Annotated in this window: 8 protein-coding genes; 1 reads left to right on the top strand and 7 read right to left on the bottom strand. The window is 72.5% G+C overall.

Going from position 1 to position 8,829, the window contains the following annotated elements:
- The 7 genes from ABD120_RS03760 to ABD120_RS03730 all read right to left on the bottom strand — a co-directional run.
- Positions 1-509: ADP-ribosylglycohydrolase family protein (locus ABD120_RS03760; protein ID WP_343948230.1), on the bottom strand; the 509-nt coding region annotated here is incomplete at its 3' end.
- Positions 510-514: 5 nt separating this feature from the next.
- A complete protein-coding gene (locus tag ABD120_RS03755; protein ID WP_343948229.1) occupies positions 515-1,474 on the bottom strand; it encodes an ADP-ribosylglycohydrolase family protein in 960 nt (319 codons plus the stop codon).
- Positions 1,471-2,787 carry an ABC transporter substrate-binding protein gene (locus tag ABD120_RS03750; protein WP_343948228.1) on the bottom strand — a complete coding sequence of 439 codons (1,317 nt, stop codon included), beginning with the start codon at positions 2,785-2,787 and terminating at the stop codon, positions 1,471-1,473. Before ABD120_RS03750 ends, ABD120_RS03755 begins: the two co-directional genes overlap by 4 nt.
- A gap of 9 nt (positions 2,788-2,796) precedes the next feature.
- Positions 2,797-3,615, bottom strand: a complete 819-nt coding sequence (locus ABD120_RS03745) for a carbohydrate ABC transporter permease (RefSeq protein ID WP_343948227.1) — start codon at positions 3,613-3,615, stop codon at positions 2,797-2,799.
- On the bottom strand, positions 3,612-4,490 hold the full coding sequence (locus ABD120_RS03740; protein WP_343948226.1) for a carbohydrate ABC transporter permease: 879 nt from the start codon (positions 4,488-4,490) through the stop codon (positions 3,612-3,614). Before ABD120_RS03740 ends, ABD120_RS03745 begins: the two co-directional genes overlap by 4 nt.
- Complete coding sequence (locus ABD120_RS03735) at positions 4,487-5,554, bottom strand: LacI family DNA-binding transcriptional regulator (RefSeq protein ID WP_343948225.1); 1,068 nt, start codon at positions 5,552-5,554, stop codon at positions 4,487-4,489. The genes ABD120_RS03740 and ABD120_RS03735 overlap by 4 nt, the downstream gene beginning before the upstream one ends.
- Before the next feature lie 157 nt (positions 5,555-5,711).
- A complete protein-coding gene (locus tag ABD120_RS03730; RefSeq protein ID WP_343948224.1) occupies positions 5,712-6,941 on the bottom strand; it encodes an MFS transporter in 1,230 nt (409 codons plus the stop codon).
- Between the two features lie 43 nt (positions 6,942-6,984).
- On the opposite strand from ABD120_RS03730, the gene ABD120_RS03725 reads away from it, so the two are divergent.
- A complete protein-coding gene (locus ABD120_RS03725) occupies positions 6,985-8,349 on the top strand; it encodes an ROK family protein (RefSeq protein ID WP_343948223.1) in 1,365 nt (454 codons plus the stop codon).
- Positions 8,350-8,829: the final 480 nt, after the last annotated feature.

The following is an 8,829-nucleotide window of genomic DNA, read 5'->3' as shown; positions in this document are numbered from 1 at the left end:
GCCATGGCCACGGTGCCGAGCAGGCCGTCGCCCGCGTTGGTGACGCTCGCGTCGGCGCGCGGGTCGCGCCCGGCCGCGCCGAAGGCGACCGCGCGGATCGCCGCCGCGTCGTCGAAGAAGTGCGGGTTGTCGTGCCCGCTGGCCGGCGGCTCGACGCCCTTGGCGAGGTTGTCGAGCGCGGTGGCGACGGAGATGCGCGCCCTGACGTCCTCGCGCCCGGCGAGCTCGCGGAACGCCTCGGCCCTCGGCCGCCCGATCGTCAGCGCCGTCCAGGCGAGCCATTCGGCGTCGTCCGACGGGCCGAGGGCGAGCGGCGCCGTCGGCTGGTTCAGCGCGAACGGCACCGGCAGCGTCGTGACCCGGTGCTCCTCCGCGAACTGGTCCAGCTCGCGGTGCAGGCGCCTGCTCCAGGGCGCGTGCAGCGCCGCCCGGTGCCTCGCCGCGGGCCAGCCCGTCGCGTCTCCGACGGCGAGCCCGGCGAAGGCTCCCCTGATCCTGTCCCCCGACATCGTGTTCAGAGTCCTCTCACCAGTTCGTCGGCGACGTCCAACACGTGCCGTCCCGCGACGACCGGCAGGCAGGCGCCGGTGGCGGGGCCGATGCGGGCGGCCCAGCGGGCGGGCACGCCGCTCTCGCCCTGCCCCGCGCCGGCCATGGCGCCCGCGATGGCGCCGATCGTGTCGGCGTCACGGCCGAGGTTCACCCCGAACGTCACGGACGCTTCCACGTCGCCGTCTCCGGCCAGGTAGGCGGCCAGGGCGAGCGCGACGGCCTCCGGGGCCACGTCGGTCCAGGGATAGTGCCTGACGACGACGGCCTCGTGCAGCCGCTCCGTGAGGCCCGCGTCGCGGGATCCGCTGAGGACCTCGCGGACCCGCACGATCGCGCGGGTCGTCCACGAGTCCTCGGGAACCGCGCTCAGGGCGGCGTCGGCGACCGCGTCCGGGGTCGCGTCCGCCATCGCCGCCGCGACGGCGGCGGCGACCGCACGCCCGCCCAGGATGCCCTCGCCCTCGCCGCTCACCAGCCCGTCCTGTTCCGCGAGGCGCGCCGCCTCGGCGGGGTCACCCGGACAGAAGACGCCGTACGACGCCGCCCGCATGGCCAGCCCGTCGGACCAGCCGTGCGCGTGGACGCGTCCGGTCATCGGCGGTTCGAGCCCGCGCCGCAGCGCCATGACGGTGCCGAGTTCGGAGAACCCGGCGCCCTTCATCGGGCCGGTCACCAGGGGAATGATCTCGCGCCGGTAGGCGGCGGCCACATCGGCGGCGGTGAGCGCGTGACCATGCCTGACCAGCAGGGACGCTGCGAAGATGGCGTACTCGGTGTCGTCGGTGCCGCCGCCCTCGATCTCGGTCAGCCGTCCCCACCGTTCGCGGATGCGGGCGGGGGTGAGGTTCTCGGCGGGGGCTCCGAGGGCGTCTCCGGCCGCCAGGCCGAGCAGGGACCCCCTGGCCTTGTCGCGCACACTCACTTCTCGTACCGCTCCAGTACCTGGTTGCCCTCGGTGACCAGCTTACCGGCGGCCTCGTCGAGACTGATCTTGTCGGCGAAGTACTGCTGGAGCACCGGCGTCGCCACCTTGCTCTTCCACTCGTCGAAGCCCTTCACCTTGAGGAAGGGCGCGACCACGAGCGTCTTGGCCGAGGCGACGGCCACGTCCCAGCCGTTCTCCTTCGTCGTCATCGACGGGTCGGCGGCGGCGGCCTGCGAGGTGGGCACCAGCCAGTCGCCCTTGGCGAGCCTGGCCTGGTTCTTGCCGTTGAGGAAGAAGGAGATGAACCTCAGCGACTCCTCCGGCTTGTCGCTGTCCTGGGCGACCGACAGCGTCTGCGAGACCGCGCCCTGCTCGGTGGTGGTGCCCTTCGGGGCGGGCAGGGTGACCCACTCGAAGCCCTCGGGCGCCTGCTCGACGACCTGCGCACGCAGGAACACCCCGGCGGGCAGCATCGCGAACTTGCCCTCGAAGAAGGCGGGCAGCGGGTCGGCGGTGCCCTGGCCGAGGGCGCCGGGGTCGGCCGACTTGTCCTTCCAGAGCTGGTCGTGGATGCGCTGGAGCACCTGGCGCTCCTCCGGGCCGACCTTCACCTTGGTCTTGCCGTCCGGGCCGGTCTCGAAGAACTTGCCGCCGTAGGTGAGGGCCAGGTTGAGGGTCTTGTTCACCGGCGACTTCATCGGCCAGGCGACGCCGAAGCCGCCGCTCTTGGTCATCTTCTTGGCGGCCTGCGAGAACTCGTCCCAGGTCCACGGGTTGTCGGCGGTCGGCACCCGGGCGCCCGAGGCGTCGAGGAGCTTCTTGTTGGCGATGATGACCTGCGACTCCTGGAGGAACGGCACCCCGTAGACGCCCTGGTTCCCCTTGCCGTCGTCGAAGGTGGTGGTGTCCCAGGCGGCCTGCGGGATGTCGCTCTTCAGCTCCGCGGGCACCTTGTCCTTCAGGTCGAGCAGGTAGCCGTCGGCGGCGAACCCGGCCAGGGCGGGCGAGTCGTTGTGGATCACGTCGGGGGCGGTGCCGCCGGCGAACTGGGTGACGAGCTGGTCGTTGACGTTGTCCCAGCTGCCCTGCACGTAGGTCACCTGGATGCCGGGGTTGGCCTTGTTCCACTCGTCGACGATCGCCTTGTTGGCGGCCACCGACTCCTCCTGCCAGGCGAGGCTGAGGAAGTCCAGCTTGACCGGCTCGCCGGACTTCGCGGACTCCCCGCTGCCGCCGGTGGCGCCACCGCCACCGCAGCCGGCCGCGACGACGGCGAGCGCCGCCACCGCGAGAGCGGACCTGATACGCATGAGAGCCTCCTAGCCCTTGACGGCGCCGGCCATCAGGCCGGACTTCAGTCGCCGCTGGATCATTGCGAAGAAGACCAGACTCGGGATCGTCGCCATCAGCGACGCCGCGGCCAGCGGGCCGAGCCTGGCCACTCCCTCTGGGCCGGTGAACCTCACCAGCGTGAGCGGGAGCGTCATCACGTCGGGGTCCTGGAGGATCACGAGCGCGAAGAGGAACTCGTTCCACGAGGAGATGAACGAGAACAGCAGGGTCGCCACCACTCCGGGGGCGAGCAGCGGTGCCACGACGCTCACGATCGAGCGCCAGCGGCCGGCCCCGTCGACCGAGGCGGCCTCCTCCAGTTCGGGCGGCACCGCCCTGACGTACCCCTGGAGCATCCACAGCGCGAACGGCAGCGTGAACGTCACGTGCACCACCACCAGGCCGGGCAGCGTGTTCACGAGCTCCAGCTCCCGCAGCACCATGAACAGCGGGATGATGATCAGGATGAACGGGAACACCTGGCTGACCAGCACCCAGCCGACCGCCACCCGGCCGACCAGGCTGCGGTAGCGGGCGATGGCGTAGGCGGCGGGCAGCGAGATCAGCACCGTGATCAGGCTGGCCACGACCGCCACGACCAGGCTGCGCAGCGCGGCGCCGGTCAGGTCCTGCTCGCCGAAGGCGGCCGAGAAGTTGTCCAGGGTCGGCGCGCGCGGGATCCACGTCGGATCCAGCCGGGCCATCTCCTGCGGCGTCTTCAGCGCCGTCGACAGCAGCCACAGCAGCGGGAAGGCCAGGAAGACGATGTAGGCGAGCAGCGCGAGGTACTGCGGCAGGCGTCTCATCGGCTCTCCCTCATCTGGCGCCACAGGTACACGCTCAGCACCGCCAGCACGACGATCGCGAACGCGACGCCGAGCATCGAGGCGTAGCCGAAGAAGCGGTACCTGAACGCCTCCTCGTAGGCGAACAACATGGGCAGCCGGGTCTGGCCGCCCGGACCGCCTGCGGTGAGCACGTACACCAGGCCGAACTGGTTGATGTTCCAGACGAAGTCGAGCGAGGTGATCGCCACGATGACCGGGCGCAACTGCGGGACCGTGATCGTCCAGAAGCGGCGCCAGCGGCCCGCGCCGTCCACCTCGACCGCCTCGTACAACTCCTTCGGGATGCCCTGCAGGCCCGCCAGCAGGACCACGGTCGTCTGCGGCATGCCGGTCCAGATGCCGACCACGATGATCGCGGGCAGTGCCAGCGAGAAGTCGGCCAGCCAGTTGACGTCCGTGCCGAGCAGGCTGTTGAGGAGTCCGGCGTCCGGGTGGTAGACGAGCTTCCACATCAGGCCGATGACCACCGGCGGCATCGCCCACGGCACCACGGCCAGCACCCGGGCCACGCCCCTGAACCGGAGGTTCTGGTTCAGCAGCAGCGCGAGCCCGAGGGCCGCCAGGAACTGCAGCACCGTCACCGACACCGACCAGATGAGGCCGATGCGGAACGACGACCAGAAGTCGGCGTCGCCCAGCAGCGTGGTCACGTTCTCCAGGCCGGTGAAGGAGACCTCGCGGTTACGGCCGGCGCGGGCGTCGGTGAAGGCCAGGCCGATGCCGTACAGGAGGGGGCCGACGCTGAACAGCAGGACGGGAACCAGCGCGGGCAGCATGAGCAGCCACAGTTCGCGGTTGCCGCGCCGGGCGCGGGCCGGCTTGGTCGCCTTCATCCGGCCGCTCCGTCCGTCGTGCGCGGTTCCGACGGCACCGCCGTGTACTGGGGTGTCGGTTCCCTGCCGGAGGTGGAGGCGCGCACGAGCAGCCGGGGCGGCACGGTCACCACCCGGGGTTCGCGTTCGCCGTTCAGCAGCCGGTCGAGCAGCAGTTCGGCGGCGGCCTTGCCGCGCTCCGCCGACCCGAGCGAGACGCTGGTGAGCGACGGCCAGGAGGCGGCGGCGAGGTCGGTGTCGTCCATGCCGACCACGGCCACGTCGGCCGGCACCCTGCGGCCGGAGGCGCGCAGCACGTCGACGGCGCCGAGGGCGATCAGGTCGTTGGCGCACATGAGCGCGTCCACGTCGGGCCTGCGGGTCAGCAGCGCGGCGGCGGCGCGGGCGCCCTCCTGCCGGTAGAAGTCGCCGATCTCCACGAGGTCCTCGTCGTACGGCAGGCCCAGCGCGCCGAGCGCCTCGGCGTAGGCGGCGCCTCTGGAGGCGCCGGGCACGGTGTCGAGGGGGCCGTTGACCAGGCCGATGCGGCGGCGGCCGAGTTGGTGCAGGTGGTCGAGGGCGAGCCGGACGCCGGTGCGCGAGTCGGCTCTGACGTTGTCGACCCGGGTGCCGTCCGGCACCGAGCCGATGATCACGACGGGGGCGCGGGCGGCGGCGAGGGTGCGCAGATGCTCGTCGGTGACGCGCAGCGGGCTCATGATGAGGCCGTCCACGTACCGTTCGCCGAGGCTGCGCAGCACGTCGATCTCGTCGGCGGCGATGGCGTCGGTCGAGTGGAGCACGAGGCGGTAGCCGGCGGCCTTGAGCACCGGCTGGATCTGCCTGACCATGGCCAGGTAGACGGGGTTGCCGATGTCGGCCATCGCGAAGGCGACCTGGTGGGTGCGGCGCGACTTGAGGCTTCTCGCGACGGCGTTGCGCACGTACCCTAGTTCTTCCGCGGCCGCCATCACCTTGCGGACCGTCTCCTGCCGGGTCGGCAGGCCGTTCAGCACCCGCGAGACCGAGGCGATCGAGACACCGGCACGCGCGGCGATCGTGTTGATCGTGGGTCCGTCGGTCACGGCAGTCCTCTCGGGGGGACACAGAACTGTAAACGTTTACTGAGGTGGCCACATAAAATCGGTCCACGTCCACCGAGGTCAAGTCACGATCGAATAACAGCAGCTCAGGCGCTATGTGATGAAATTTCGGACACCCCCAACCCTGTCGCGGGCAGGGTCAGTCGCGAGCGGGCACCGGCGTCTCGGCCGGGGCCTTCGACCTGGACGTCAGGGCGCGGATCGACGGGCTGCCGGACAGCGTGACCACGGCGGCCATCACCGCCGGGATGACGAGCGCGACCGGCAGCGACGTCTCCTTGGCCACGAACCCCAGCACCGCGGGCCCGACCAGCAGCCCCGAGTACCCGAACGCCGTGACCAGCGACAGCGCCTTGCCCACCGGCCCGCCGGCCGCGCCCACCGCGCTGAAGATCACCGGCACCACGGTGGCGAGCCCCACCCCGGCCAGCGCCCACCCGAGCCAGGCGGCCGCCACCTGCAACCCGGCGGGCACCTGCGGCGAGGCCAGCACCAGGATGTACCCGAGCGTCGCGAACAGCCCCGCGAGCCGGATCGTCGTGACGGACCCCAGCCGCGCCCTGAGCGGGTCCCCGAGCAGCCGCACCCCGGTCATCGCCACGGCGAACACCGTGTACGCCAGCGGCGCCGCGGCCTCGTCCGCCCCGAGGATCCAGCGCGCGTGCAGCGCCGCCCAGTCGATGGCCGCGCCCTCGCTCAGGTGCCCGGCGAAGGCGGCGAGCCCGAGCAGCGCGATCAGCCCCCACCGCAGCCCCACGGCCTGCTTGGCGCCGCCTTCCGCCGCGGCTCCCTGGGCGGCGGCGGGCGGCGGCTCGGGCAGCAGCAGCCGGGCGGCGGGAAGGTACAGGAACGGCACCACGATCCCGGCCGCGACCAGCAGCGCCTGCCCCTCGATGCCCAGTTGCAGCACGAACGCGGTGAGCAGCCCGGCCACGGCCCCGCCGAGGCTCCAGGTGCCGTGGAAGGCGGAGATGATCGGCCTGGCGTAGACGCGTTCGACCTCGACCGAATGGGCGTTGATGGCCACCTCGATCACCCCGAGCCCGAGGCCGAAGACCACGGACAGCACCAGCAGCCACGGGTACGACCCGGCCAGCGCGGGTCCCAGCAGCACCACCGCGGAGAACGGCCCGGCCACCCAGCAGACCCGGCGACTGGTGAAGCGGTCCACCAGCGGGCCCGCGACCAGCATCGACACCAGGGCGCCCGTGGAGATCAGCAGCAGCGCGGTACCCAGCATGGCGGGGTCCAGGCCGAGGCGTTCGGTGAGGGAGGGCAGGCCCGCCGCCCACACGCCCATGACGAAGCCGCTCAGGAAGAAGAGACCGAAAACACCGATTCGGGCACGCTGCCCCACGCTTTTGTTCACGGCGCGAGCATAATTGGGGATGACTGCCGACACAATGGGGCGAATGGTGAAAGTGAATGGGGCGACGACCAGCGTCGAGCTGCGCGAGCACAACCGGGTCCGGCTGCTGCGGGCCGTCCACGACTGCGGCGCCGACCGCACCCGGTCGCAGCTGACCAGGGATCTCGACCTGGCGCGGGGCACCGCCAGCGTCCTCGTGGCCGGGCTCGTCTCGGACGCCCTCCTCCACGAGGAGCCCTCGGCCGGGCACACGCGCGGCCGTCCCACTCAGGTGCCGGGCCCGCATCCGCTGGGGCCCATCGCGCTCGCCGTCGACCTGCGCGAGGACCGCTGGGAGCTCGCGGCCTGCGAGCTGGGCGGGCGCGCGCTCATGCTGGCCTCCGGCTCGCACGACGGGACCCCGGCGGGCGCGCTGCTCCCCCTCGGCCGGGCGCTGCGCACCCGGGCGCTGGAGTACGGTCCCCGCCTCATCGGCATCGGCCTGGCCGCGCCGGGCCCGGTCCGGAGCGGCCGGCTGGTGGACATCGGCCATCTGGGCTGGCGGGCGATCGACGTGCCGGCCCACCTGGCGAGCGCCGTGTCCGCCCACTCCCCCGAGGCGGGCGAGCCCCCCGCCCCGGCCCCCCGTCGCATCGCCGTCCCCCAAGCCCCCGAGCCTCCTGAGGTCCCGGGCTCCCCCGTCCCCTGGATCGAGCGCCCGCGCAGGGCCGCCGCCCGCGCCCCCCGGCGGGCGGAGGGGGTGCCGTCGCTGTGGGGGGTGCCGCTGCACCTGGGCAACGACACCGCGTGCGCGGCTCTGGCGGAGGCGCGGCGGGGACGGATGGCGGGTATCGGGGTGGGCCTGCACATCCATGTGGACTTCGACCTGGGCGGCCTGCTCGTCGTCGAGGGCCGCCCGCTCGGCGGGGCGACGGGGATGGGCGCCGAGTTCGGCCACCTGCCGCTCACGGGCGGCACCCGGCGCTGCGTGTGCGGCGCGCTCGGCTGCTGGGGCATGGACGTCGGCGCGAACGCCCTCCTGCGCCATCTCGGCATGGCGGCGGGCGGCGGGCGGGGCCGCGATCTGGCGCAGGCGATCCTGGCCGACGGCGCCCGGGGGGACGCGGCGGCACGGGAGTCGGTGGCCGCGAACGCGTCCTCGCTGGGCGCGGGCCTGGCCTGCCTGGTCAACGCGCACGACCCGGAGCTGGTGACGCTGTCGGGTCTCGGGGCGGACCTGTACCAGCAGGCGCCCGGCGTACTTGACAACGCGTTCCTGAACGGGTTGATGACGATCCGTGCCGACAGCCCGCCGCCGCTTCTGCGCTCGGACCTCGGGTGGCGCGGCCCGTTGCTCGGGGCGATGGAGACGGTGTTCGACGCGTTCCTGACTCCGGAGGCCCTCAGAGCCTGGAACGCAGCCCCCTAGAACCCCACGAACCCCCTGCGACACGCCCGAGATGCACAGTGTGATGCAAACCACGCAAACCACTCATACAACCGCACTCCTCGTGATCTTTCACCGAGCGCACTCCCCCACGTCGGACGGGCACGACGGGTAGGCTCCCTCGGCCTCGGGGAGAGCCGGAGATCCGGGCATCTTCCGGACAGCCTTCCGGCAGGCCCGGAACACCGGGATCGCCGAGCCCGCAGCGGTTCCCACGCCTCGGCCGCCATGCGGAGGCCGGGCCGGCCGGGAGGTGAGGTGTGTCTGTTTCGGAGGTGGCCGCCCGCCTCGCACGGGCTACGGTGGGAGGAACGCGTGGCGGGCGGCGCGGAGAGCGGCGAAGACGCCCTCCCGCGGGGCGCGGCCGGTGCCGAAGCGGCCGAACAGCCCTGGCGAACGGGCTGAGCGGGCGCTTTCCGCAACACGACCCCCCGGTATCCGCCATGATTAGCCACTGCACTA

It is taken from the genome of Nonomuraea longicatena, assembly GCF_039525605.1.
GTDB classification, from domain to species: domain Bacteria; phylum Actinomycetota; class Actinomycetes; order Streptosporangiales; family Streptosporangiaceae; genus Nonomuraea; species Nonomuraea longicatena.
The sequence above is the reverse complement of the archived record's forward strand: the minus strand, read 5'-3'. Positions and strand labels throughout refer to the sequence as shown.

Bases quoted from the DNA above. Each gene is read 5' to 3' on its own strand.
- ABD120_RS03750 (WP_343948228.1), bottom strand. From the start codon at position 2,787: ATGCGTATCAGGTCCGCTCTCGCGGTGGCGGCGCTCGCCGTCGTCGCG.
- ABD120_RS03745 (WP_343948227.1), bottom strand. From the start codon at position 3,615: ATGAGACGCCTGCCGCAGTACCTCGCGCTGCTCGCCTACATCGTCTTC.
- ABD120_RS03740 (WP_343948226.1), bottom strand. From the start codon at position 4,490: ATGAAGGCGACCAAGCCGGCCCGCGCCCGGCGCGGCAACCGCGAACTG.
- ABD120_RS03725 (WP_343948223.1), top strand. From the start codon at position 6,985: ATGGTGAAAGTGAATGGGGCGACGACCAGCGTCGAGCTGCGCGAGCAC.